The sequence below is a fragment of the Planctomyces sp. SH-PL14 genome (assembly GCF_001610835.1).
Taxonomy (GTDB): domain Bacteria; phylum Planctomycetota; class Planctomycetia; order Planctomycetales; family Planctomycetaceae; genus Planctomyces_A.
Window position 1 is genome coordinate 506,429 of the sequence record NZ_CP011270.1, and the last position, 23,278, is coordinate 529,706.

Below are 23,278 nucleotides of genomic sequence, written 5' to 3' on the forward strand. Positions count from 1 at the left end.
GAGGAGTCCCTCACATCACACCGCTGGCTTTGCAATCCCCGCACGTTGGTGAGGGGGCATACGGCACGGTGTCCGCGCCTGGACACTCGCTCTTTCAGACATCTCTCGACGAGACGGCCTCCGGCGGGCAAAGGGGCGTTGCCCCTCTGCACTCCCCACCAGGGGTGCCCCCTGGACCCCGGCTGGGTGGCGCTATGCCTTAGAAGTGAATCGCCCGCCCGGACACCGCCATCGCCGCTTCCTTCACCGTCTCGGAGAGAGTCGGATGGGCGTGGCAGGTGCGATAAATGTCTTCGCTGCTGGCGCCGAAAGAAATCGCCGCCACGCATTCGGCAATCAGGTCGCCGGCATGCGGGCCAATGATATGGACGCCCAGCACGCGATCCGTCGTGGCATGAGCCAGGACCTTGACCTTGCCGTCGACGGAGCCCATCGCCTTGGCCCGGCCGTTCGCCATGAACGGGAAAGTCCCCTTCTTGTAGGCGACCCCTTCGTCCTTCAGAACGTCCTCGGACTTGCCCACCGTCGCGACTTCGGGATCGGTGTAGACCACCCCCGGAATCGCGTTGTAGTTCACGTGGCCGTAGCCGGTGTAGAGGTGCTCGACCGCGGCGATCCCCTCTTCTTCCGCCTTGTGGGCCAGCATCGCTCCGCCGATGACGTCACCAATGGCGAGGACCTTCGCGACGCTCGTCTGGTAGTGCGGATCGACGGTGATGAAGCCCCGCTTGTCGACCTGCACGCCGGCCGTGTCGAGCCCAAGGTTCTGCGTATTCGGCTTGCGGCCGACGGCAACGAGGACCCGATCACAGACGACCGGATCGGAACCGTCGATCGTCACCTGACACTGCTGGCCGTCGAACTTCGCGCCGGTCACCTTGCAGCCCAGGCGGAACTCGATCCCCTGCTTTTCGAAAATCTTCTTGGCCTCGTTGGCGATCTCCGAGTCCATCCCCGGCAGGATCCGGTCGAGGTACTCGAGGACCGTCACCTTGGAGCCGAGCCGCCGCCAGACCGTTCCGAGCTCCAAGCCGATGTAGCCCGCGCCGATGACGACGAGATGCTTCGGCACTTCGGGGAACGCGAGGGCTTCGGTGCTCGTCCCGATCCGGTCGCCGCTGAGCTCGATCCCCGGGAGGATCGCCGGGACGCTGCCCGTGGCGATGAGGACCGTCTCACAGGTCACTTCCTGGGAGCCGTCTTTCCCGTCGACGACCACCTTGCCGACGCCGTTCAGCCGGCCGTGGCCGAGCAGGCGGGTGATCTTGTTCTTCTTCATCAGCCCGTCGATCCCGGTCGCAAGCTGCCGGACGACCCCTTCCTTGTGCTTCAGCATCGCCGGAAGGTCGAGCTTCACGTTCTCGACGACCACGCCCCGCTGGGAGATGTGGCTCGCCTGCTCGAACAGGTGGCTCGATTCGAGGAGCGCCTTCGACGGGATGCAGCCGACCCGCAGACAGGTCCCGCCGAGAGCCGATTCCGACTCGACGATGGCAACCGTCTTGCCAAGCTGGGCGGCGCGGATCGCCGCCACGTAGCCGCCGGGACCGCCGCCAATCACGACCAGATCAAAGTGGGACATCGAGGGGGGAGGTCTAGGGACGAGGGTCTAGGGACAGGAGGGAGGGAACGTTATGGAACAAAGGGAACGAAAGTCTTCTCTAGACCCTCGTCCCCGGTCCCTCGTCCTTCTCTCTCAAACTTCCAGAATGATACGCGTCGGGTCTTCGGCGACGTCCTTGACCCGCTTCAGGAAGGAGACCGCCTCGCGGCCATCGATCACGCGGTGATCGTAGGTCAGGGCGACGTACATCATCGGCCGGATGACGACCTGCCCGTTCAGGGCGATCGGCCGCTCCACGATGTTGTGCATCCCGAGAACGCCGCTCTGGGGCGGATTGACGATCGGAGTCGAGAGCAGCGAGCCGTAGACACCGCCGTTGCTGATCGTGAAGGTGCCCCCTTCGAGCTCTTCGCGGCCGAGGCGGTTTTCCTGGGCCCGCTTGGCGAAGTCGGCGATCGCCAGCTCGATCTCGGCGAAGCTCATCCGCTCGGCGTTCCGCAGCACCGGGACGACGAGGCCCCGTCCACCGCCGATCGCCACGCCGACGTCGACGTAGTTGCGGAAGACGAGCTCACGGCCGTCTTCGCTGACCTGGGCGCCGACCTGCGGGAACTGATTCAGGGCATCGACGACCGCCTTCACGAAGAAGGACATGTAGCCGATCTTGATCCCGTACTTCTTGGTGAAGAAGTCCTGGTAGCTCTTCCGGAGGCCCATGAGGGCCGACATGTCGATTTCGTTGAACGTCGTCAGGAGGGCGGCGTTGTGCTGGGCTTCGACGAGGCGGCGGGCGATCGTCTGCCGGATCGGCGACATCGGGACGCGGCGCTCTTCGCGGGGGCCCATGCTGGTGAGCGGCGCGGGAGCCGCGGGGCGGCTCGAGGGGGCCGGGACCGAGACCTTGGGTTCGGCCGCCTTCTGGACCTGGACGTCTTCCTTCAGGACTCGCCCGCCCGGGCCGGTTCCCTTGACGTCGTCGGCCTTGAGGCCCTTTTCGTGGAGCGCCCGTTCGGCGGCCGGCATGACGATCTTGTCAGAGGAGGCCGGGCCGTTGCTGCCGGCGTCCTTGGGAGCGGCGGGCTTTCCGGCGTCGGCCGGTTTGGCGGCCGGTTCGATCTGGGCGATGGTCTCGAACTTGGCGGCGGTGTCCCCCTCTTTCTTGAGGATCTTCCGGACGAATCCGGCGGCGGGGGCGGGGACTTCGAAGGTGGCCTTGTCGCTCTCGACCATCACGATGGGCGTTTCCGCCTCAACCCACTGGCCTTCCGGAGCGAACCATTTCCCGATGTAGACCTGGGTGACAGATTCCCCGACATTGGGAACCTGAACATCAACGGGGGCGGCCATTTCGATTCCTTGGATACGGGCGGAGGGCGAGTCGATCCTCGTATCGGCAGGAACGCCCCCGGACTAAACCGCGAGACATCCCCCTTCCAAGCGCCGGATGCGAGGAGTCGCCGCCAACAGTGTAAGGCGGACGTCACTGAAACTCGACATTGCGAGTGGGTTGGGGAAGTCCGCATTGGAACCGATATTGGATCGGCAGGAGTGAATCAAGGCTCTTTGCGGAGATTCTTGCGGGAGAGTTAGTTACGGATGGCTGCGGCGGGCTGGCGTCGTTCAGCGAACGTGAAGGCTGGGGGCGTTCCGCATATCAAGTTGTGGATTTCTTGCGGCCCACCCGGCGGGGCACCGGGGTCCAGGGGGTACCCCTGGTGGGGGATGCAAGGGGGCGAAGCCTCTTTGCCCGCCGGAGGCCCTCTCGTCGAGAGATGTCTGGAGGAGCGGGTGTCCAAACGCGGACAACTTGTCGTATGCCCCCTGACCAACACGCGGGGATTGCAAAGCGGGCGCTGTGATATGGGGGAGTCCTCAACGCCGGTTCCCCAAACCGAACGCCCGTGATTTACCACGGTTCCTCAGAGAAGTGCCTCCGGCGGCAAGGGGGCGTGGCCCCCTTGACCCCAAGCTGCCGTAGCACATTGGGCTTGAGCGAGCACAACCGTGCCGGCGGGCGGGCCGACGAGACTGCATGGGCATCGATATTGCGGCTCTCCCAGACAATCCCATCCGGAGGAACTCACAATGGCGTCCCAGAAACAAAAACAAACGTCGGCCGCTCCCGCAGCCAAGCCGCAGAAGACCGTCAGTCAATGCGACGGCGACGACTGCCGCCTGCCGGTCGAAGAACACTACCGCGGCGAGCCCAAGGAGAGCATCCACCCCGTCGATCCCGGCTCCCTCGAGAAGGAAACACTCGACCGGGACGCCCCGTTCAACAAGACCTACGGAAAGAACTGAGCCGTCGTCGAGACGGCTCAGTTCGCTTGTCTTGGAAAGCTAAGGCGCCTTGACCGGAGCCGGCGTGCCGTTGGAAACGATCCGCCGGGTTGCCGCACGCCGCCGATCCGCCCGCTGGCCCACCGGCCAGGCTCGGACAATCGTGATCCGCGTCGTCCGGAAGACGTCCACCGCCACCGTCATCGCCGGGGCCGTGTTGGGCTCCTGAATGAAGAAAACGAGCGGAATCGCCAGGATCCGCATCACCATGCTCGTGAAGAACAGGATGTGGAACCCCGTGGGCAGCAGGGTCCCATAGCTGACATGGTTCGCCAGCAGCGTGGAGAGAATCTGACCGCAGACGACCGAGGTCGCCCCGCCGACGAGACCCGCAACCGCCGTCCCCGCCGCGATGTACATCGTCCGGTTCTCGACCGGCGAATTCTTGAGCAGGAAACCGTTGTTGCAGATCAGGATCGAGACGTTCAACACGGCATCGAGCATGAACAGCGGCACCAGCATCCACATCGCCGCGTCCGGATCGTGCGGACAGGCGAGGAACGTGAGCATGTTGATCGGCTTCACCAGGATCGACAGGATCAGCACCGGGCGGTTGCCGTACCGCTCCGCCAGCCGGCCAAGCCAGCGGGAGGAGATCGCCCCCCCGACAGCCGCGGTCGTCCACAGGAACAGGACCTGGTAGAGCTTGAGACCGATGTAGTCGAGCAGGAACAGGCTGATGAACGGAGCCCCGATCATCGCCGCCAGGTTCCAGTACGACATGAAGCCGATGTAGCGACGGAACCCGCCGTGCCGGAATGGAGCGGCGAGCGACTTCCAGACCCCCGCTTCACGGGCTGGGGTCACCGGAGGCTCGTCGACCTTGCGGAACATCAGGATGTCGGTCACCCCCAGCAGCGAGCTGGCGGCGATCATGACGGCAAACCCGACGAGGATGTTGGCCTCGTCCTGGGCGAAAAAGAGCGTGCAGGCGAGCAGACACAGCGCCGCGCTCCACTGCATGAAGCGGTGCCGGACTCCCCAGTATTCACTCAGCCCCGACTTCGGGAGATAGTCCCCCATCCACGAGAGCCACAGCGGCGTCCCGAAGTTGAGGAGACTCTGCTCGCAGACGGAAATGAGCAGGAACGCCCACAGCCAGAGCATGCGGGGCGACTCCGGGAACATCCACGGGCCGAAAGCGACCGGGAGGTAGCAGAGCCGCTGGACGATGCACGCCCAGAACCAGAGCGGACGGCGGTATTTCACACGGTTCGCCGCGTGCGCCGCGAGGAACTGCATGAACAGCGTCGCCGAGGGGATCGCTCCCAGGAGCCCGACGTGCAGGCCGCCCCCTCCCAGTGCGCGGCAGAACTGGACCGCCGCGGCCGATGTGGTCAGTTGGGTATAAGCCATGCCCAGGCAGCCGGCCAATATGATGACCCGCTGCGCGACGGGAAGTGTCCACACGGAAGTGAACTCACGAGGAATAACTCCGTCGCAGAATCGAGCTGGAGACGAGGCACAGCCGAGAGCGAGGCGGAGACCGCCGGAAGCGTTTGGTCGCATCCTGCGAACGAATCACACTGTTGCAGACAGCCCGGGACCGATCAAGGACGGGTCGTCCGGCAACGACAAAGACCGCGACGGAAGCGGGACAAGCGGCAGCCGTTGCCGGTTCGCGATTCCGCGGGAATTGCTACCGGTAGTTATCGACAGAATCGCTCCAACCGCCCGAATTCCCGTTTTCGGAATTCCGCGGGACCGCCGACCGGCAGCCTCGGACAGCACGCGGACTGCAGTTCCCGGATTGGCCGTGCCCGCCGAGCGCCGGTAGGATGGACACTGCGTAGGCCTTGCGAAGGAGAGGATCATGGCGGCGAGCATCGTGGCCGGCCGAATGACCGCGGATGAGTTTGTGGAACTGGACCGGATCTCCGATCCAGACATTCACCGGGAACTCATCAACGGAGAAGTGCGGGAATATCCGAACATGACGCACCGCAACGCCCGGCATGCCGAAGCGATCTCCAGAATCAGCCGTGAGCTACTGAACTGGCTGGACACCGATCCCGCTCGGATTGGAACGGTTGCCAGCGGTGAAGCCCGTTGCCGGCTCGTCGCCGAATTCGAAACCCTCGTCGGGCTCGACGTCGCCTACTTCGAGGGACGGCAATTCGTCGATCGCCCGGCGGATATCTCTTATTTCAACGGTCCACCCGTCGTCGCGGTGGAAGTCCTCTCGGCCTCCGACACGCACGAGGACGTCTCGACCAAGATCGAGACCTACCTGACCGCAGGAGTCAAACAGGTCTGGATCGTCGATCCTCGGTACCGCACCGTCACCGTCTTTCGCGGCGATCGTTCGCCCGCTTTGTTCGCAGAAGATCAGGCGTTTCGCGGAGAGCCGGAGCTTCCCGGTTTCCAGCCGATGGTCCGATCGTTCTTCGGCAGCCGGTGACGGTCTTCTAAGAAGGGGCTCTCCAGTCCCCGCGCCGTGACGCGGTTGACGAATGACCGCGGCCTCCCAATTGGCCACCGCAGCGCCGCTTACAGATCGCCGGGGCTGGCAATCCCGTGATCGAACAGCTTCCGCTGCTCTTTCAGGGCGGCGATCCGGTCGGCCGGCTTGGAAGCCGCCTCCAGGAGAACACAGCCGGCGTACTTCGTGTCGACCAGAAGCCGCAACAGCTTGGCGAACGGGTACTTGGGATCGTCCAGCTCCCGCACATGGACCGTATGGCCGAAACGCTTCCGGACCAGGGCAAAGTTGGCTTCGAGCCCCTCCCCCTTCAGGTCGTCCATGTTGCTGTTCCAGCAGACCGCCACGCTCGGATGGTCGGCCACCTGCATGATCGCGGCGATGGTTGGGAGTTCGGCGCACTGGCCGTGGACTTCCAGCCGGACCTGCTGCCCCAGGTCGGCGGCGAACTTCCCCAGCTCATTCAGCGACCGGCCGATCTGCTCGATCGTCTTCTCCCGCGGGACGTCCGGATAGAACCGGTCCGGCTTGACCTTCACCCCGCTCGTGCCGATGTCATGGCTGAGCTGGAGAAACGCCTTCGAGGCGTCGATCGCCTTCTTGACGACCTCCGGGTTCGGATCGTCGAACCGCTCGTTGCTGCCGGGGCCGACACACTCGATCGGCGAATCCGCCAGCCGCTTCCGGATCTCCTTCCGCTCGGCGGCGGACAAGGACGGCTCCACTCCGTGGGCGTGCGTCGTCCGGAGCTCGACCGCCTGGAGCCCCGTCTGCTCGCAGTTCCGGAGCAGCGTCCCGAGGTCCCAGTCCGCTCCCCACATGTAGGTGACGAGCCCGAACTTGATCGCCCTGGCGGGCTCAGCGGTCCAGCCGCTCCGACCGAGAGCGGTCGCCGCCAGACCCGCTGCAGCGGCGGTGAGGAAAGCCCGACGGGAGGAAGACGGAACGGGTGCCTGGAACATTCATTGGCCTTCGTTGGGGGGCCGCCGCGGTCCTTCCCCGGGGCGGGGAGGACCTTGCTGCGAACGGGGATTGACCTGGAATTCGACCTCCCGGCGCAGCTGCTGCCAGCTGTTCGACAGGACGTTCATCGGATCCTCGGCCAGCGACAGAGCGTCCTGTGCGGTTTCCAGCTCGGTCTTGGCCAGGGCCGTCTGTCCGCGGTAGGCATGCAGCGCGGCGAGGCCGATCGTCCCTTCGACGAAGTAGCGGTCCCCTTCCGCCCCGACGCCCCGCATCTGCTGCAACTGCTTGAACTGGTCCTGGGCGTCGTCCCACCGCCGCCGGTCGCGCAGATAGAGGAGGCCCAACTGCTCCGTCGCTCTCGGCGTCCAGACCTTGTCGTTGCCGAATTCCCGGCCGACCGCCAGCCACGCGTCCTCGTTATCCACGAGGAGCATCGCCTTGAGGAACTGCTCCTTCGCGGTCAGCTGCCGGGGATAGGGAGGTCCGACCGATTCGGGGACCTTGAGGCGGTCCGAATACCCGATCGCGGCCCCGGCGGCGACCGCCAGGACGGCGCAGCAGATCGCGAGCGCGAGCGGACGGGCCCCGAGCAGCGGCGTCGGCGCCGCTGCTTGACCCGCCGCGAACTCGGCGAGCTGAACGTTGTTTGCGTTCCCCGTGTCCTTGATCGCCTTGGCGATCTTGCGGATGTCGTTCAGGGCATCCTGTGCCGAGGAGTACCGGTCCTCCGGCTTCTTGGCCATCATCCGGTGGACGAGGGCACACACCGGCTTCGGGAGATCGGGACGCTTCTGCTGGATCGGCGGCGGCTCGTTGTTGAGGTGCTGGACCGCCACCGCCACGGGGCTTTCGCCATTGAACGGCGGCTGCCCGGTGAGCATGTGGTAGCACGAAACGCCGAACGAGTAGATGTCGCTCCGCTGGTCGAGCGGAAGGCCGTTGACCTGCTCGGGGCTCATGTAGAGAGGGGTCCCCATCGTGGTCCCCTCCTGCGTCAGGTTCAGCTTCTCGCTGCCGCTCACCTGGGCCAGGCCGAAGTCCGCGACTTTCACTTCCCCCTTGCGGGTGATCATGATGTTCTCGGGCTTAATGTCCCGATGCACGATCCCCCGTTCCGCCGCGGCGGAAAGCGCCGCAGCCGTCTGACGCATGATCAGGAGTGCCAGCGAGACGTCGAGCGGCCCCTTCTTCTGCAGCAGGGCCCGGAGGGTCTGGCCGGCGACGTACTCCTGGGCGATGAAGTGCTGCCCGGCGTCGACCCCCGTGCTGTAGACCTGCACGATGTTCGGGTGGTTCAGTCCGGCGGCCGCCTTCGCTTCCGTCTCGAACCGCTTGATGTACTTGTCGTCCGAGTTGATCTCGGCCCGGAGGAACTTCAGGGCGACGTTTCGGCGGAGGGAGGTCTGTTCCGCGAGCCAGACCTCGGCCATCCCGCCGCGTCCGAGGCGGCGGAGGAGGCGGAACTCGCCGACCATCCGGCCGGCCCCTTCCGATGACTCATCTCCCTGGGGGCTGCGAGCCGGGGCGGCCCTTTCTGTGGGGGGAAAGATCGCCGTCTGTTCATTGGCAGAATCGGACGGAGGTTTGGAATCGGCCATAGCCAGAGCGACTTTCCCGGGAACAGAGCGTCTATGCACTGTATTCGACTGTAGCCGAGAGGCGGAAGCGAGACGAAAGGGCGAACCTGCGGAGGCGACACGGTTTGTTCCGGCGGCTCCAACGGCGTTCGTGCCGGCTGATCGCTGTCAGCTCAAACCCATCGTGCCAAGGCCACTGGGGTCAAGGGGGTCTCACCCCCTTGCCGCCGGAGGCACTTCCATGAGGAACCGTGGTACACAACGGACGTCCGTTTTGTGGCACCAGCGTTGAGGACTCCCCCACATCACACCGCTTGCTTAGCAATCCCCGCAGGTTGATGTGGAGGCCCATACAGCACGCTGTCCCCGGTTGGACACTCCCTCCTTCAGACATCTCTCGACGGCCAGGCCGCCGCCGGGCAAGGGGGCCAAGAAAACAGCACCGGCCCCGTTGCATCCCCCTCCAGGGTCACCCCTGGACCCGGTGGGCCAGCGGCGTTGGGTTACACATCGGACACCCGCCGGCCGGGCCCCTCGCCCCGGGCTTGATTTTGGCAAGGGGGTTTTCGATTCTGCGAGTTCGGATCGAAAGACTTCGATCTACGTGTCGCCAATGCCAGGACCAGGGGGATCATCAGTTATGGCGTCTTCAAATCGCCGCGAATTCCTGAAGCAATCATCGGTCGCCGCCGCCGTCGGTACGCTCGCCAGCCTCGCTCCGTCCGTCTACGCCGCCGGCGATGACGTCATCAAGATCGGCCTCGTCGGCTGCGGCGGACGCGGCACCGGCGCTGCCTCGCAGGCTCTCTCGACGGAAGGCCGCGTCAAGCTCGTCGCCGTCGGCGATGCCTTCCGTGACGTCATCAGCGCCTCGCTCCGCGGGATCCAGAACGCGGCCAAGAAGAACCCGAACGCCGAGACCGACGTCCCCGAAGACCACATCTTCGACGGCTTCGACGCGTACAAGAAGGTCATCGACAGCGACATCGACCTCGTCGTCCTGGCCACCCCTCCGGGCTTCCGCCCGATCCACTTCGCCTACGCGGTGGAGAAGGGGAAGCACGTCTTCATGGAAAAGCCCGTCGCCACAGACGCCACCGGCGTGCGGATGGTCCTCGAGAACGCCAAGAAGGCGAAGGACAAGAACCTCAAGGTCGGCGTCGGCCTCCAGCGCCGGCATGAAGCGTCCTACATCGAGCTGATCGACCAGATCCACAACGGCGCTCTCGGCGAGATGCTGGCGATGCGGGTGTACTGGAACGGCGGCGGCGTGTGGGAGCCGAAGAAGTCCCGCGAGCAGGTGAAGACGGAAATGGAGTACCAGATGTGGAACTGGTACTACTACAACTGGCTGTGCGGCGACCACATCTGCGAACAGCACATCCACAACCTCGACGTCGGCAACTGGATCAAGAAGGGCTTCCCGGTCTCCGCCAACGGCATGGGGGGACGGCAGGTCCGGACCGACAAGCGGTACGGCGAGATCTTCGACCACCACGCGGTCGAATACACCTTTGCCGACGGCTCCAAGATGTACAGCCAGTGCCGGCACATCAAGAACTGCTGGAACGCCGTCGATGAGCATGGCCACGGCACCAAGGGGGAATTCCACCTGGCCGGCGGCAACCCGACCCGCGGCTGCGTGCTGGACCTGTTCGACGGGACGAAGATCACCCCCAAGGGGGCCTACAAGGACCCGTACCAGGTCGAGCACGACGACCTGTTCGCCGCCATCCGCAACAACAAGGCGTACAGCGAAGCGGAATACGGGGCCATGAGCACCATGACCTCGATCCTCGGCCGGATGTGCACCTACTCCGGCAAGGTGATCAAGATGGACGAAGCTCTCGCCTCCAACGTCGGCGTCATGCCGAAGGTCTTCGCCTTCGACGCCGATCCGCCGACGCTTCCCAACGCGGAAGGGGAATACCCGATTCCGACCCCCGGCGTCACGAAGGTCCTGTAGCCCCTGCGAGACCGCGTCCCCGCCATGAGGCGCGGACAGCCGCCTGAAGACCAACGGCCCTCGTCGATCGATTCGACGAGGGCCGTTTTCGTTGCCGGGTCGCATGAGAGCGCGAGGGCTACTCCTCGAATGTCGACTTGCGCCGCAGAATGTGGTGATAGTGCTGCGCGAAGCGGTGCGCTTCGTCGCGAACGTACTGGAGGAGCCGCAGCGCGAAGGAGTGGCGGCTCAGTCGCCGCGACTCGGACTCGCCGGGGAGGAAGACTTCCTCCTCCTGCTTGGCGAGCGACAGCACGAATGGCGGAGTGACGTCGATCGCTTCCAGGGCCCCCATCGCCGCCCCAAGCTGCCCCTTGCCGCCGTCGATGAGGAGGATGTCGGGGAACGGCTCCCCTTCCATCTGCAGCCGGCGGAAACGGCGGCTGACGACTTCCCGCATCGATGCGAAGTCGTCCACCCCCTGGACCGTCCGGATCTTGTACCGCTTGTAGCCGTGCTTGAACGGCAGCCCGTCGATGAACTGGACGACGCTGGCGACCGTCTCGCCCCCCTGCAGGTGCGCGATGTCCATCCCCTCGATCCGCCGCGGGAGCTTCGGCAGGTCGAAGATCTTCTTGAGACCTTTGAGGCCTCGCTTGGGATCGATGTAGAACGCTTCCGGCTGGGCATGCTCGTCCAGGTCGCCGCGAAGCTGGAGGTTGTCGAGGGCCTTGAGCTCGTCCCGAATCCGGGCCGCCTTCTCGAACTTCAGCTCGCGGGAGGCAAGCTCCATCTCCCGCTTCATCTCGACGACGAGGTCGTCCTTTTTGCCGTCGAGGAACAGGATCAGGCGGCGGATGTCCTCGCGGTAGTCGGACTGGCTGATGCGGAAGTTGCAGGGGGCCGTGCACTGGTTGATGCTGGCCAGCAGGCAGGGGCGGAACCACCGCCACTTTTCGTCATCCGCTTCGATGTCGAGGGTGCAGTTGCGGAAGCGGAAGATCCGCTGCAGCACCGCGATCGTTCCCCGGAGCTTCTTGGCGCTCGTGAACGGCCCGTAAAGCTTCACCCCCTTCGTGGCCGGCTTCCGCGTAAACTCGACCCGCGGGAAATCCTCGCCGGTCGTGATCTGCAGATAGGGGAAGGTCTTGTCGTCCTTGAGCTCCTGGTTGAACCGGGGCTGGATGTCCTTCACCAGCCGCGCCTCCAGCAGGAGCGCGTCGACCTCGCTGTGCGCCTGGATGAAGTCGATGTCGGCGATCTCGGGAACGAGGTCGCACGTTCGACGGTCCGCCGCGGCGGCCGCGGTGAAATAGCTGGACGCCCGATTCCGCAAATTGAGCGCCTTCCCGACGTAGATCACGCGTCCCTGGGCGTCCTTCATGAGGTACACGCCCGGCGCTTCGGGAAATTGCCTGACGCGCTCGCGCGGCGCCTTAGGTTCCGAGGACTCCGTCATTCCGCTGAATCATCCCTGCCTGTGTGGTCTGGGAGAATTCTAGCGAACTGCGCACGAATGTTCAGGGGGCAACAGAAAAGTCAGCGACGACCGGAGTTCCTCATCATCAGCCAGCCCATGACCCCGATGAAGATCAGCAGCGTCCCGTATTCGATGGGAGTCATGTTGTCCCACCGCTGGCGGCCGTAGTCGGCGTAGAAGCCCAGATACTCGCCGACGACCGTTGAAATGGACTCCCACATGATTCGCCACCCGAACCGCACCGCGGACCTTCGATCCTCTCCGCAACCCTAGCTCACGCCGAGTCTGTTGCAGAAAGGAAACGGGCGGCGGACGGGATTTTCCGTTCGGCTTCGAGCCACCGCCCCTTGGGGCGAAGGCCGAAGCCTTGTCGGAAATCAGCGGGGTAACGGCTCAGCGGAACCGGAACTCGGCACCGACCGTGATGCCGTGGGCCATCATGATGTTCTTGTTGACCGAGATCCCGACGGCAGCGGGGTCGGCGAGCGGATCCTGCGGGGAGTTGTAGTAGACGTTTTCCCACGACGTGGACTGCCGACCGATGATCATCAGGTTGTAGCTGACGAACGCGGACAGGTTCGCACTCATGTGAATACGGCCGCTGACGCCCAGGTCGAACACCGGCGAGAAGTCCGTCTTCTCCTCCTGCTGCGAAGTCGGCTCTTCCGTCGGAGAGAACAGCTGGGCCGTGCTCACGCGGTCGATGTGCCGGTTGATACCGAATGTGACTTTCGGGTCGGCCGCCAGCGAAAAGTACTTGGTGTCGTAGGCGAAGCGGAGACCAGCCTGCGGTCCGAATGTGTTGTTCTCAGCCCGGCTCGAGATGGTCGGGTTGAGGTTCTCGATGGCGTCAAAGCCCGAGATCGTGAGGCTGTTCGTGTAGCGGATGTACTTGAGACCGAAGAGAGGCCGGACGGAGATCGGGTTCCCCGGCTGGAGCGGACGGAGCAGGAAGTTCGTGTCGGCTCCCCACAGGTTCGCCTGGACCGAGGCGGTGTAGTTCCCCTCGAAGGGGGTCATCCGGCTGTCCGAGAGAGCGCCTTCTCGGAGATAGGTGATCACCGGGAAGTACGGCGCGCCGAAGGTGAAGTTCGGGGCGAAGTTCAAGGTCTGGGTTTCCTGGTCGAGGGCCCAGACGCTCCCCTCGAACGTGAAGGGCTCAAAGTTGACCCCGAAGGTTCCCTTGATCCCGTTCTGGTTGTCGAAGTTGGCATCCGCCAGGCTCGGGACGAAGCCGAAGGCCCCGCCCCGCGTCCCCAGCCCCGTGACCACCGGGAAGGCGTTCGAGTTCAGCCCGTTCGGTCCCTGAATCGCGGTCGGAGGAAAGTTCCCCTGCCGCTCGAAACTCGCCAGCGGGGCTCCCAGGAAGACATCGCCGGGCTCGGTCAGGCTCCAGTTCAGGTATTCCAGGCGCCAGTAGCTGTTCTCGACCCCCTCGCGAATGTTCAGGTCCAGTTCGGAGTTCGTGTCATAGAGGAATCCGCGGTCGGTCGGCAGCAGTTCCGGCGGAACGCTGTACCCCTCCGGACCAAAATAGTCCTGGGCGAGGCAAGCGTGGGACCAGGTGCCGAGGCACGTCAGAACCAGGGTCGTGATGAACCAACGGGTCATGTGCTGTCCGTCCCTCAGTGCTTCTCACTGCGGAACCTCTGCGGAACGTCTCCGCATGCGCCGACGCCGGCACGAGAGGCTATCACCTGTATCGGCTGTAGCGGTGAAGCCGGTCGCAGGAAATCTTCCGGCTTGGCTAACTTTGTCGATCGTTCTGGTTGTGACGACTCTGCGGCCGGTCCCGGGGTCACCCCTTCGGAGTCGCGCGCTCTGGGCAGAATGCGGGGTGTGGCGAGAGACCGCCGCGCAGTCGGGCGGGAGCAACGCAAGCCGCGGGAAAAAGCCGGTCCCGGGGATCGGCGGAAACTGCCGCTTGAGAATCCGAATCCCATCGACCTAGGATGATGAATGCCGCAGCCTTCGGACGGGGACCGGGCCGGAGGGGATCGCGGCCATGCCCCGTCGACCTGCGACGCGCCTGCCGCAGGAAGGGTCGCGAGACTCCCGAAAATGAACACTCGATCCTTCGGTCCCTCTTTCTCCGGGCTGCGGTCCAGCTTCCTCCTGGCCGAGGTGGTGCTGCTGGTGACGTTCATCGCCTCCTCGGCGATGGCCGATGCCGATTCGGAGTACGGGGTCGCTCTCCAGTTCTATAAGCAGCAGCGTTGGGAGCAGTCCGCCAAGCTGTGGGCGGACTTCATTCCGCGGTATCCGCAGTCCCCGCGTCTTCCGCTGGCCAAGCTCTACTACGGCCAGGCCCTGATCCAGACCGGGAAGTACGCGGAGGCCCGGGAGACCTTTCGCGACTACGTCGCCCGTTATCCGGCGGAGGCCGACATTCCGCTCGCGCGCTACCGCATCGCCGAATGCAGCGTGTTCCTGAACGACCTCGACGCCGCCCGGGCTGAGCTCAAGGCATTCCTGAGCCAGCACGCCAACCACGATCTGGCCGAATGGGCGTGGCAGTACCAGGGAGAAGTCCTGGCCAAGCAGGGGAAGTTCGCCGAGGCGGCGGACTCGTTCCGGACGGTGCTGACGAAGTACCAGTCCGGCAAGCTGACGGAGGACGCGAAGTTCGGACTCGCCCGGGCGGAGGAACAGCTCAAGCACGTTCCGGAAGCGATGGCGCTGTACCGGGAACTCGCCGCGGCGCCGAACGGCCGGTTTGCCGCGGAGTCGCTCTTCTGCCTCGGCACGCGGTTCTTCGACGACCGACAGTATCCGCAGGCCCTCGAGCAGTTCACCGCCATCGAAAAGCGGTTTCCGGAGCACAGCCTCGTTCCGACGGCGCGGCTGCATTCGGGATACGTCCATTTTGCGACGCGGCAGTACGACGCGGCGGCCGCGGAGTTCGAGAAGGTGACGCAGCCACCGGGGCTGGCCCTGACCGCCCAATACTGGCTCGGTCTCTGCAAGAAGGAACTGGGCGACTTTGCCGCCGCGATCCAGATCCTGAGCCGCCTCGATCCCCAGGCCAAGGCGCTCAGGCCACTCGGGCAGGAAGTCGCCTTCCACTGGGGGGACAGCGAGTTGCGGCAGGAGCACTTCGACAAGGCCCGCGAGCTGTTCCTCGAAGCGACCCGCCGCGATCCGGCCGGCGAGCTGGCGGACGACGCGCTCTATCTGGCGAGCGACGCCGCGGTCCGGGCCGGCCGGTTCGACGACGCCGAACGGATGCACGCCGAGTTTCGTCGGACCTACGCCCAGAGCGGCCTCGCCCTGCTGGAGGAGCTGGTCTACGGCCGGGCCATTTTCGGCCAGGGGAACGCTCTCGAGGCAACCGATCCCGCCGGTGCGAAGGCTCGCTGGGCCTCGGCCGCGCAGGTCTTCGAGCGGGTGGCACGAGAAAGCACGGTGCCGCGGACGTCGATCCTCGCCCGGATCCAGCTCGCGCGTGTCCAGGCCCGCGGGAAGAACTTCGAGGCGGTGGTCGCCACGTTGCTGCCGCTCAAGGAGGAACTGGTCAGCGATCAGGTCCCCCGCGAGTACACCGAGGCGCTCGTCCTTCTCAGCAACAGCCTGATCGAGCTCAAGCGTTCCGAGGAAGCGGTGACCGTCCTCAAGGTCTACCAGGACTCCTCGCCCGAAAAGAAGAACCCGGTCGCTCTCTCGACCCTGGCGGTTGCCTCCGCCCAGCTCGGGAAGTGGGACGACGCCCGCCGCGCGGTCGCGTCGCTGGCGGAGGCGGAGCCCGCTGGAGAGAACCTGGCTTATGCGGCCGCCACCGTCGGAGACCTGGCGTTCCGGGCTGAGGAGTGGCCCGCCGCGGCGGAGATGTTCCAGCGGGAGGTCGGGCTCGGCGAGGCCTATCCGAAGTACTGGCGGGCCCTGTCGGACCTCGGGCACACCTACATCAATATGGAGAAGTGGAGCGACGCGGCCGCGGCAATGAGCGGCGTGCTCCAGTCCAAGGGGCAGGACGGCGCGTTGATCTCGCACATCACGTACCTCTACGGGTACGCCCTCCAGAAAGTGGGCGAGACCGGCGACGCCGCGGTCCGGACGGAAAAGACGGCGGCTGCGGTGAAGGTCTTCGAAGAAGGGTACGACCGCTTCCGGCTTCCCGCGGAGGCCAAGACTCCCTCGGAGACCGCGCTGCGGGTTTCCTACAACGCCTACCAGTGCGCCAAGGGGGCGGCCCGCTGCTACGCCCGCCTGGAGAAGTCCGCCGACGCCGATGCCTGGTGGGAGAAGGCGTACAACGAGCTCACACACCAGACCGACCCGAAGTACCGCGATCTCGACGTCGTTCTCAGCGAATGGGCGGCGATGAACAACAACGCCGGCAATGACGCGCGGGCGGACGAGCTGTTCCAGCGGCTCCTCAAGGATTTCCCCGGGAGCCAGCAGGCGGTCGTCGCCCGCCTCTCAGTAGCACAGGGGATGGCGAACGCGGGCGAGACGCAGCAGGCGATCCAGGCGTTCGAGGCGATCCTCTCCCAGCCGAAACTTCCCGACGAAGTCCGCCGGACCGCCCTGCTCTGGCTGATCGACGTCGCGGCGGAGACGTCGGACTGGTCGACGAGCCTTGCGAACGCGCTCGCCTTCGAGAAGGCCTTCCCCGCCAGCGAGCATCGGTTCTACGCGAAGTTCCGGAAGGCGGAGGCGCTGCTGCAGCTCGCCGTCCGCAGTCCCGGGGGGGCGAGCATCGAGGCGGGCCGCGGCAGCGAACAGGTCGATGAAGCGATCAAGCTGCTGATCGAGCTGAAGCAGTCGAAAGACGTGGCGCTCAAGGACAGCGGATCGACGATCGGCCAGGAGGAGTGGTATCCGCAGGTCTGGCTGCTGCTGACCGAGGCCTACTTCCGGATCCGCAACCACACGGCGGTCGCGGCGAACGTCGAGGAACTGCGGTCGCAGGATCCGATGTCGAAGTTCCTGTACCAGATGGACGAGATCCTCGGCCGGAGCCTGAACGCCCAGGCGAAGTTCGACGAAGCCCGGGCCGCCTTCACCCGCGTGATCGAATCGCCGGACGGCAAGCGGACCGAAACGGCGGCGAAGGCCCAGTTCTACCTCGCGGAGACGTTCCTCCTGCAGAAGAAGTACGCCGAGGCGCTCGAGGAGTATTACAAGGTCTACGTCAGCTACGCCTATCCGGAATGGCAGGCGATGGCCCTGTACCAGGCGATCCGCTGCGATCTCGAGCTCAAGCGTCCCGAAGGGGCGGCGAAGACCCTTGAGACCCTGAAGACGGGGTTCCCCGACAGCGAGTACACGAAGAAGGCCGAAGTCGAAGTCAAGGCGATCCTCGACAAGACCCAGCCCGAGAAACCGGCCTGACGATCAGGCGTCCGGCAGGTCGCGGGTGGCCGCGCTAAATCGGAACGGAAGTGGTCGCGACAGGGATGGTGGATGCAGGTCTTCTATACGGATCAGTTCGTCCTGCCGCTCCCCGACGGTCATCGGTTTCCGATGCGGCGGTACTCTCTCCTGCGGGAGACGCTCCAGGAGCGGGAGATCGTTCCTCGCGAGCAGTTCCACGTCCCTGCCGCGGCGACGGACGACCAGCTCCGGCTCGTCCATACGGCAGCCTATGTGGAGCGGGTCCGGACCGGGACTCTGTCGGAGGATGAGCAGCGGCGGATCGGATTCCCCTGGTCGCCGCAGATGGTTGAGCGGTCCCGGCGGTCCGTCGGAGCGACGATCTCGGCGGGCCGTGCAGCCCTTGAGGAACGGGTCGCGGTCAATCTGGCCGGGGGAACGCATCATGCCTTCACCGATCGCGGATCGGGCTACTGCGTCTTCAACGACGTCGCGGTGGCGATCCGGGTCCTGCAGTCGGAGCAGCGGGTCGGGCGGTGCGTCGTGATCGACCTCGACGTCCATCACGGAGACGGGACGGCGGCGATCTTCGCCGACACCCCGGAGGTCTTCACGGTTTCGCTCTTCGCACGGAAGGCGTTTCCTTCGCGAAAGCCGCCGGGGAGTCTCGACGTCCCACTCGAGCCGGGAACCGGCGATGCCGAGTACCACGCCGCACTCGATGCCACTCTGCGTGTCGTCGAAGCGGAATCCCGGTTCGACATCCTCTTCTATCTCGCCGGGGCCGATCCCTTCGAGAAGGACCTGCTCGGCGGCCTGGCGCTTACGAAGGAGGGACTGGCGGAGCGGGACCGGAGGGTGTTTCAGTTCGCCCGCCGTCAGGGGCTGCCGGTCGCGATCTCGATGGCGGGTGGATATGCGAGCGACGTCCGCGATATTGTCGACATCCAGGCCCGGACGGTCGAACTCGCCCGGGAGATCCTGGATCCCGAAACCCCCGCTGCTCCTGGAGTACGTTGAACGGAATGTCGCCAGATCCTGCGTTCCCTCTGGAGTCGAATCCCGTGTGGGCGTTTGGTCCCCGCCGCTGGGCGAAGGGGCCGCTGCCGCGGATCTTCGGCATCGTGAATGTGACGCCGGACAGTTTTTCGGACGGCGGAGCGTACTTCGGGCCGGACGACGCGGTCAGGCGGGGCCGGCAACTGGTGGACGAAGGGGCGGACATTCTCGACGTCGGTGGGGAGTCGACGCGGCCGGGATCGGAAAGCGTCACTGTCGAGGAAGAGCTGCGGCGGGTGGTCCCGGTGATCGAGCGGCTCTCGGCCGAGACGTCCGTGCCGATCTCGGTCGATACGACGAAGGCGGCCGTGGCCCGCGCGGCGCTGGCGGCGGGGGCTTCGATCGTCAACGACATCTCCGGGCTGACCTTTGATCCGGAGATGGTCCCGCTGTGCGCGGCGTCCGATTGCGGGGTTGTGGTGATGCACATCCAGGGGACGCCGCAGACGATGCAGATCGATCCCCGGTACGACGATGTTGTGGGGGAGATTGACGGGTTTCTTCAGGGGCAGGTGTCGTTGCTGGGGCGGGCGGGGATTGCGGAGGAGCGGGTGCTCCTCGATCCCGGGATTGGTTTCGGGAAGACGCCCCGGCACAACGTGGAGATCCTGCGAGGACTCAACGCGTTCCGGCGGCGGGGCCGGCCGGTGCTGATTGGTCATTCCCGGAAGCGATTTTTGGGTCGGATCGTCGGGCATCCGCTTGATGAGCGGGAGGCGGCGACGGTGGGGGTCAGTATTGCCGCGGCGCAGTTGGGGGCGGATTACTTGCGGGTTCATGATGTTCGCCAGACGAGAGATGCGTTGCTGGCGTGGTCGGCTGTCCTGGGGGGACCGGCCGGCGACTTGTGATCGCCTCTCACCGGGTCCAGGGGCACCCTGGTGGGGAGTGCAGAGGGGCAACGCCCCATTGCCCGCCGGAGGCCCGGCCGTCGAGAGATATCGAAAGGAGTGGGTGTCCAAGCGCGGACACCGCGTCGTATGCCCCCTCACCAACCCGCGGGGCTTGCAAAGCGAGCGGTGTGGTTAGAGGGAGTCCTCAACACCGGTTCCACAAAACGGACGTCCGTTGTGTACCACGGTTCCTCACAGGAGTGCCTCCGGCGGCAAGGGGTTGCCCCCTTGACCCCAGTGGCCGTGGCACGATGGGTTTGAGGTGGCATAGCTGTACCGGCAAGAACGCGGTTCCCAACAACGGAATTCACACCCGCTCGCTGGACGCTCCGAAGACCCTGTGGCACAATCTCTCGATGGATCGCTACCGCGAGCCGATTCCCGGCTCCCATCGACACAGCACGACAGCCCGAAGCCGCGACGAGTTCACCACTCGTCCCCGCTCCGGGCTGTGCGCTTTGATCGGCTGCCACCACTCTACAGGCACCGGTCGATCGAACGTCTTCCTGCGATCCCCGCATCACTCTCCCCTGATCGGACATGTTTACCGGACTCGTTGAAGGCCGCGGCGTCGTGCGGGCCCTCCGGCCCGCCGGAGCTTCCCTGGACCTCGGAATCGAGGCTCCCGAAGACCTGCGCCGTCCCAACGATCCCGCGAAACTCGGTGACAGCATCGCCACGAACGGCTGCTGCCTGACCCTCGTCGGAACCGACGACGGCCTGTGGTGGTTCCAGGCCGGACACGAGACCCTGGCCAAGACCAACCTCGGACGCCTCGAAGTCGGCAGCCCGGTCAACCTCGAGCGGTCCCTCCCGGTCAACGCCCGCCTCGGCGGCCACTTCGTTCAAGGACACGTCGATGGCCTCGCAACCGTCGAGCGGATCGGCCGGACCGGCGAATGGATCGACATGGTGTTTCGCGTCGCCCCCGCCCTGACGCGGCAAATGGTCCAGAAAGGCTCGATCGCCATCGACGGCGTCAGCCTCACGCTCGTCACCGTCGAGCCCGAACTGTTCAGCGTCATGCTGATCCCGCACACACTCTCGGTCACGACGCTCGGGATCCGGCAGGTCGGCGATCCGGTGAACATCGAGACCGACATCCTCGGAAAATACGTCGAGAAGCTGGTGGGGGACCTGCAGTCCCACGCACCGGCGCTGCAACGGGGGAATGGAACGATTCATGGCGGTTGAGCGGCAGACCCGGTCGTACCTCATGAGGCTCTTCCAGGAGCACGGCTTCAACCCGCGCCACGACCTCGGCCAGAATTTCCTGATCGACCTCAACATCATCGATCTGGTCGTCCGCAAGGCGGAGATCGGCCCGAACGATGTCGTTCTGGAAGTCGGAGCCGGAACCGGGAGCATGACCGCGGAGCTCGCCAGCCGCGCGGGGCACGTCGTCTCGGTCGAGTACGACGCCAACATGCACATGCTCGCCAGCCGGGCGGTGCGGTCCTTCTCGAACGTGACGCTCCTCAACACGGACGCGCTCAAAGGGAAAAACCACCTCCACCCGCTGGTCCTCGAGGCCATCAACACCGCCCTCGCCGCTCACCCGGATCGCCGGCTCAAGCTGGTCGCCAACCTCCCCTACAACATCGGCACGCCGGTCATCTCGAACCTCGTGCTCCTCGACTACCCGTGGACCCGGATGGTCGTGACGATCCAGTACGAGCTCGGCCTGCGGATGCAGGCGGCCCCGCGGAGCAACGACTACGGGGGTCTTTCGGCCTGGCTCCAGTCGCAGTGCGACGTCGAGATCGTCCGCAAGATCGGCCCGAACGTCTTCTGGCCCCGCCCCAAGGTCGACTCCGCCGTCGTCCGGATCGACCCCAACGAGGAGAAGCGGCGGCAGATTTCCGACCGGCCCCGCTTCCACGAATTCCTCCGCCACCTGTTCAACCACCGCCGCAAGGTCCTCCGCGGCGTCCTGACGGGGCTGGACGACCGCCTCGGCAAACCGCAGGTCGACGAACTGCTCCGGGAACAGGGGATCATCGAGAGCGCCCGGGCCGAAGAGCTGTCCCCCCAGGAGCTCGTCCGCCTCGCCAACCGGGTCTTCGAGTGGATCGACCAGCAGTCCCGGGAGACCCCGGCCGCCGCGACAGATTGACCGCTTTCCGAACCACAGGCCTCCCGCCGCATCCCGCCCCACGAATCACCAGTCCTTTTCGAAAGTCGAAACCATGCTCGATCGCCTCATTGACAATGGACTCACCTTCGACGACGTCCTCCTCATCCCGGCGTACAGCGAAGTGATGCCCGCCGATGTCGACGTGACGTCGAAGCTGACCCGCAACATCACGGTCCGCATGCCGATCGTGTCGAGCCCCATGGACACCGTCACCGAGAGCGACATGGCGATCGGGATGGCCCAGGAGGGGGGAATCGGGATCGTTCACAAGAACATGACCCCGGAAAACCAGGCTCTCCAGGTCGACCGGGTGAAGCGGAGCGAGCACGGCGTCATCGTCGACCCGGTCACCCTCCCCCCCGGGGCGAGCGTCCGGGACGCCATCGCCATCATGGAGGAGCGGAACGTCGGCGGGGTTCCGATCACGGAGAATGGGAAACTTAAGGGGATTATCACCCGCCGCGACCTCCGGTTCCTCGATTCCCGGGACATCCCGGTGGAACAGGTGATGACGAAGGACAAACTCGTCACCGCCCGCGAGGAGACGAACCTCAAGGACGCCGAGAAGATCCTCCGCGAGAACAAGGTCGAGAAGCTCCTGCTGGTCGATGGAGATTTCCAGCTCAAGGGGCTGATCACAATCAAGGACATCGACAAGAGCCTGAAGTATCCGCGGGCCAACAAGGATGCCCGCGGCCGGCTGCGGGTCGGAGCGGCGATCGGCGTGCACGACATGGCCCGGGCCGAGCGGCTGATCCGGGCCGGCGTCGACGTCCTGGTGGTCGACAGCGCCCACGGCCACTCGAAGAACGTCATCGAGACGGTCCGGAACTTGAAGAAACAATGGTCCTCGATCGACATCATCGCCGGAAACATCGCGACGAGTGAAGGTGCGAAGGATCTGGCGGATGCGGGGGCGGACGCGGTCAAGGTGGGGATCGGACCTGGGTCGATCTGCACCACGCGTGTCGTTTCAGGCGTCGGCGTTCCGCAGCTCACGGCCATTTCGGCTGCGGCCAAGGCGGTCGGGAATTCGATCCCCCTGATAGCCGACGGTGGCATCCGTTACAGCGGAGATATCACCAAGGCCCTGGCCGCAGGAGCATCCACCGTGATGCTCGGCGGACTGCTTGCCGGATTGGCGGAGAGTCCGGGAGAGATGATTCTCTTCCAGGGAAGGACGTTCAAACGGTATCGCGGAATGGGGTCGCTCGGCGCGATGGTCGCCGGCAGCAGTGACCGGTACCGGCAGACCGTCACGGAAGACGATTTGAAAGGCCGACCGAAGCTCGTCCCCGAGGGTGTCGAGGGTCGCGTCCCCTACAAGGGGGCTCTCAACGCGCTGATCTATCAGCTCGTCGGAGGGCTCCGGGCGGGGATGGGATACCTGGGCGTCCGGGATATCGAGGCACTTCGCACTCAGGCGAAGTTCCTCAAGGTGACGCCGGCGACGGTCAGGGAGAGTCATCCTCATGACATCGCCATCACGCAGGAAGCGCCCAACTACACCGTCGAGCACTCGCCCAACGAAGGCCATTAGCCGCGGCCTGGCGACGATCGTCCTCTCCGGACTGGCGGT

The 23,278-nt window shown here is 65.2% G+C and carries 17 protein-coding genes; 9 read left to right on the forward strand and 8 right to left on the reverse strand.

Annotated elements, in window-relative coordinates; all coding sequences use genetic code 11:
* Positions 1 to 199 precede the first annotated feature (199 nt).
* A complete protein-coding gene (lpdA, locus tag VT03_RS02155) occupies positions 200 to 1,582 on the reverse strand; it encodes a dihydrolipoyl dehydrogenase (protein ID WP_075091462.1) in 1,383 nt (460 codons plus the stop codon).
* Between the two features lie 114 nt (positions 1,583 to 1,696).
* Positions 1,697 to 2,911, reverse strand: a complete 1,215-nt coding sequence (odhB, locus tag VT03_RS02160) for a 2-oxoglutarate dehydrogenase complex dihydrolipoyllysine-residue succinyltransferase (protein ID WP_075091463.1) — start codon at positions 2,909 to 2,911, stop codon at positions 1,697 to 1,699.
* Between the two features lie 738 nt (positions 2,912 to 3,649).
* On the opposite strand from odhB, the gene VT03_RS02165 reads away from it, so the two are divergent.
* Positions 3,650 to 3,865, forward strand: a complete 216-nt coding sequence (locus tag VT03_RS02165) for a hypothetical protein (protein WP_075091464.1) — start codon at positions 3,650 to 3,652, stop codon at positions 3,863 to 3,865.
* A 39-nt stretch (positions 3,866 to 3,904) separates the two neighbouring features.
* On the opposite strand, the gene VT03_RS02170 is transcribed toward VT03_RS02165, so the two are convergent.
* A complete protein-coding gene (locus VT03_RS02170) occupies positions 3,905 to 5,260 on the reverse strand; it encodes an MFS transporter (RefSeq protein WP_156514233.1) in 1,356 nt (451 codons plus the stop codon).
* Between the two features lie 457 nt (positions 5,261 to 5,717).
* Here VT03_RS02170 and VT03_RS02175 point away from each other — a divergent pair, with 457 nt between their 5' ends.
* Positions 5,718 to 6,305, forward strand: a complete 588-nt coding sequence (locus VT03_RS02175; RefSeq protein ID WP_075091466.1) for a Uma2 family endonuclease — start codon at positions 5,718 to 5,720, stop codon at positions 6,303 to 6,305.
* 89 nt (positions 6,306 to 6,394) lie between these two features.
* Here VT03_RS02175 and VT03_RS02180 read toward each other — a convergent pair whose 3' ends face one another.
* Complete coding sequence (locus tag VT03_RS02180) at positions 6,395 to 7,288, reverse strand: sugar phosphate isomerase/epimerase family protein (protein WP_075091467.1); 894 nt, start codon at positions 7,286 to 7,288, stop codon at positions 6,395 to 6,397.
* Positions 7,289 to 8,767, reverse strand: a complete 1,479-nt coding sequence (locus VT03_RS02185) for a serine/threonine-protein kinase (RefSeq protein WP_075091468.1) — start codon at positions 8,765 to 8,767, stop codon at positions 7,289 to 7,291.
* A gap of 742 nt (positions 8,768 to 9,509) precedes the next feature.
* Here VT03_RS02185 and VT03_RS02190 point away from each other — a divergent pair.
* Positions 9,510 to 10,835 carry a Gfo/Idh/MocA family protein gene (locus tag VT03_RS02190; protein ID WP_075091469.1) on the forward strand — a complete coding sequence of 442 codons (1,326 nt, stop codon included), beginning with the start codon at positions 9,510 to 9,512 and terminating at the stop codon, positions 10,833 to 10,835.
* 118 nt (positions 10,836 to 10,953) lie between these two features.
* On the opposite strand, the gene VT03_RS02195 is transcribed toward VT03_RS02190, so the two are convergent.
* From VT03_RS02195 to VT03_RS02200, 3 genes are all read right to left on the reverse strand, one after another.
* Positions 10,954 to 12,273, reverse strand: coding sequence for an excinuclease ABC subunit UvrC (locus VT03_RS02195; protein WP_075091470.1), 1,320 nt, complete (start codon positions 12,271 to 12,273; stop codon positions 10,954 to 10,956).
* A gap of 80 nt (positions 12,274 to 12,353) precedes the next feature.
* Positions 12,354 to 12,515, reverse strand: a complete 162-nt coding sequence (locus VT03_RS33120; protein WP_156514234.1) for a hypothetical protein — start codon at positions 12,513 to 12,515, stop codon at positions 12,354 to 12,356.
* A gap of 172 nt (positions 12,516 to 12,687) precedes the next feature.
* Positions 12,688 to 13,905: a BBP7 family outer membrane beta-barrel protein gene (locus tag VT03_RS02200; protein ID WP_075091471.1), complete on the reverse strand. Its 1,218-nt coding sequence runs from the start codon at positions 13,903 to 13,905 to the stop codon at positions 12,688 to 12,690.
* 450 nt (positions 13,906 to 14,355) lie between these two features.
* On the opposite strand from VT03_RS02200, the gene VT03_RS02205 reads away from it, so the two are divergent.
* The 6 genes from VT03_RS02205 (at position 14,356) to guaB (ending at position 23,239) form a co-directional block, all read left to right on the forward strand.
* Positions 14,356 to 17,628, forward strand: coding sequence for a tetratricopeptide repeat protein (locus VT03_RS02205; RefSeq protein ID WP_075091472.1), 3,273 nt, complete (start codon positions 14,356 to 14,358; stop codon positions 17,626 to 17,628).
* 72 nt (positions 17,629 to 17,700) lie between these two features.
* On the forward strand, positions 17,701 to 18,630 hold the full coding sequence (locus VT03_RS02210) for a histone deacetylase (RefSeq protein ID WP_075091473.1): 930 nt from the start codon (positions 17,701 to 17,703) through the stop codon (positions 18,628 to 18,630).
* A 5-nt stretch (positions 18,631 to 18,635) separates the two neighbouring features.
* On the forward strand, positions 18,636 to 19,520 hold the full coding sequence (gene folP / locus VT03_RS02215; protein ID WP_075091474.1) for a dihydropteroate synthase: 885 nt from the start codon (positions 18,636 to 18,638) through the stop codon (positions 19,518 to 19,520).
* A 582-nt stretch (positions 19,521 to 20,102) separates the two neighbouring features.
* Positions 20,103 to 20,756, forward strand: a complete 654-nt coding sequence (locus tag VT03_RS02220) for a riboflavin synthase (RefSeq protein WP_075091475.1) — start codon at positions 20,103 to 20,105, stop codon at positions 20,754 to 20,756.
* Positions 20,734 to 21,678: a 16S rRNA (adenine(1518)-N(6)/adenine(1519)-N(6))-dimethyltransferase RsmA gene (gene rsmA, locus VT03_RS02225; RefSeq protein WP_082845873.1), complete on the forward strand. Its 945-nt coding sequence runs from the start codon at positions 20,734 to 20,736 to the stop codon at positions 21,676 to 21,678. The genes VT03_RS02220 and rsmA overlap by 23 nt, the downstream gene beginning before the upstream one ends.
* 73 nt (positions 21,679 to 21,751) lie before the next feature.
* Positions 21,752 to 23,239 carry an IMP dehydrogenase gene (gene guaB, locus VT03_RS02230; protein ID WP_075091477.1) on the forward strand — a complete coding sequence of 496 codons (1,488 nt, stop codon included), beginning with the start codon at positions 21,752 to 21,754 and terminating at the stop codon, positions 23,237 to 23,239.
* Positions 23,240 to 23,278 lie beyond the last annotated feature (39 nt).

What these genes read in the sequence shown, in the direction of transcription:
- VT03_RS02220 (WP_075091475.1), top strand. Translation starts at nt 20,103, where the DNA reads ATGTTTACCGGACTCGTTGAAGGCCGCGGCGTCGTGCGGGCCCTCCGG.
- VT03_RS02165 (WP_075091464.1), top strand. Translation starts at nt 3,650, where the DNA reads ATGGCGTCCCAGAAACAAAAACAAACGTCGGCCGCTCCCGCAGCCAAG.
- odhB (WP_075091463.1), bottom strand. Translation starts at nt 2,911, where the DNA reads ATGGCCGCCCCCGTTGATGTTCAGGTTCCCAATGTCGGGGAATCTGTC.
- VT03_RS02190 (WP_075091469.1), top strand. Translation starts at nt 9,510, where the DNA reads ATGGCGTCTTCAAATCGCCGCGAATTCCTGAAGCAATCATCGGTCGCC.
- lpdA (WP_075091462.1), bottom strand. Translation starts at nt 1,582, where the DNA reads ATGTCCCACTTTGATCTGGTCGTGATTGGCGGCGGTCCCGGCGGCTAC.
- VT03_RS02200 (WP_075091471.1), bottom strand. Translation starts at nt 13,905, where the DNA reads ATGACCCGTTGGTTCATCACGACCCTGGTTCTGACGTGCCTCGGCACC.
- VT03_RS02170 (WP_156514233.1), bottom strand. Translation starts at nt 5,260, where the DNA reads ATGGCTTATACCCAACTGACCACATCGGCCGCGGCGGTCCAGTTCTGC.
- VT03_RS02210 (WP_075091473.1), top strand. Translation starts at nt 17,701, where the DNA reads ATGCAGGTCTTCTATACGGATCAGTTCGTCCTGCCGCTCCCCGACGGT.
- guaB (WP_075091477.1), top strand. Translation starts at nt 21,752, where the DNA reads ATGCTCGATCGCCTCATTGACAATGGACTCACCTTCGACGACGTCCTC.
- VT03_RS33120 (WP_156514234.1), bottom strand. Translation starts at nt 12,515, where the DNA reads ATGTGGGAGTCCATTTCAACGGTCGTCGGCGAGTATCTGGGCTTCTAC.
- rsmA (WP_082845873.1), top strand. Translation starts at nt 20,734, where the DNA reads ATGGAACGATTCATGGCGGTTGAGCGGCAGACCCGGTCGTACCTCATG.
- VT03_RS02180 (WP_075091467.1), bottom strand. Translation starts at nt 7,288, where the DNA reads ATGTTCCAGGCACCCGTTCCGTCTTCCTCCCGTCGGGCTTTCCTCACC.
- VT03_RS02185 (WP_075091468.1), bottom strand. Translation starts at nt 8,767, where the DNA reads ATGGTCGGCGAGTTCCGCCTCCTCCGCCGCCTCGGACGCGGCGGGATG.
- VT03_RS02175 (WP_075091466.1), top strand. Translation starts at nt 5,718, where the DNA reads ATGGCGGCGAGCATCGTGGCCGGCCGAATGACCGCGGATGAGTTTGTG.
- folP (WP_075091474.1), top strand. Translation starts at nt 18,636, where the DNA reads ATGTCGCCAGATCCTGCGTTCCCTCTGGAGTCGAATCCCGTGTGGGCG.
- VT03_RS02195 (WP_075091470.1), bottom strand. Translation starts at nt 12,273, where the DNA reads ATGACGGAGTCCTCGGAACCTAAGGCGCCGCGCGAGCGCGTCAGGCAA.
- VT03_RS02205 (WP_075091472.1), top strand. Translation starts at nt 14,356, where the DNA reads ATGAACACTCGATCCTTCGGTCCCTCTTTCTCCGGGCTGCGGTCCAGC.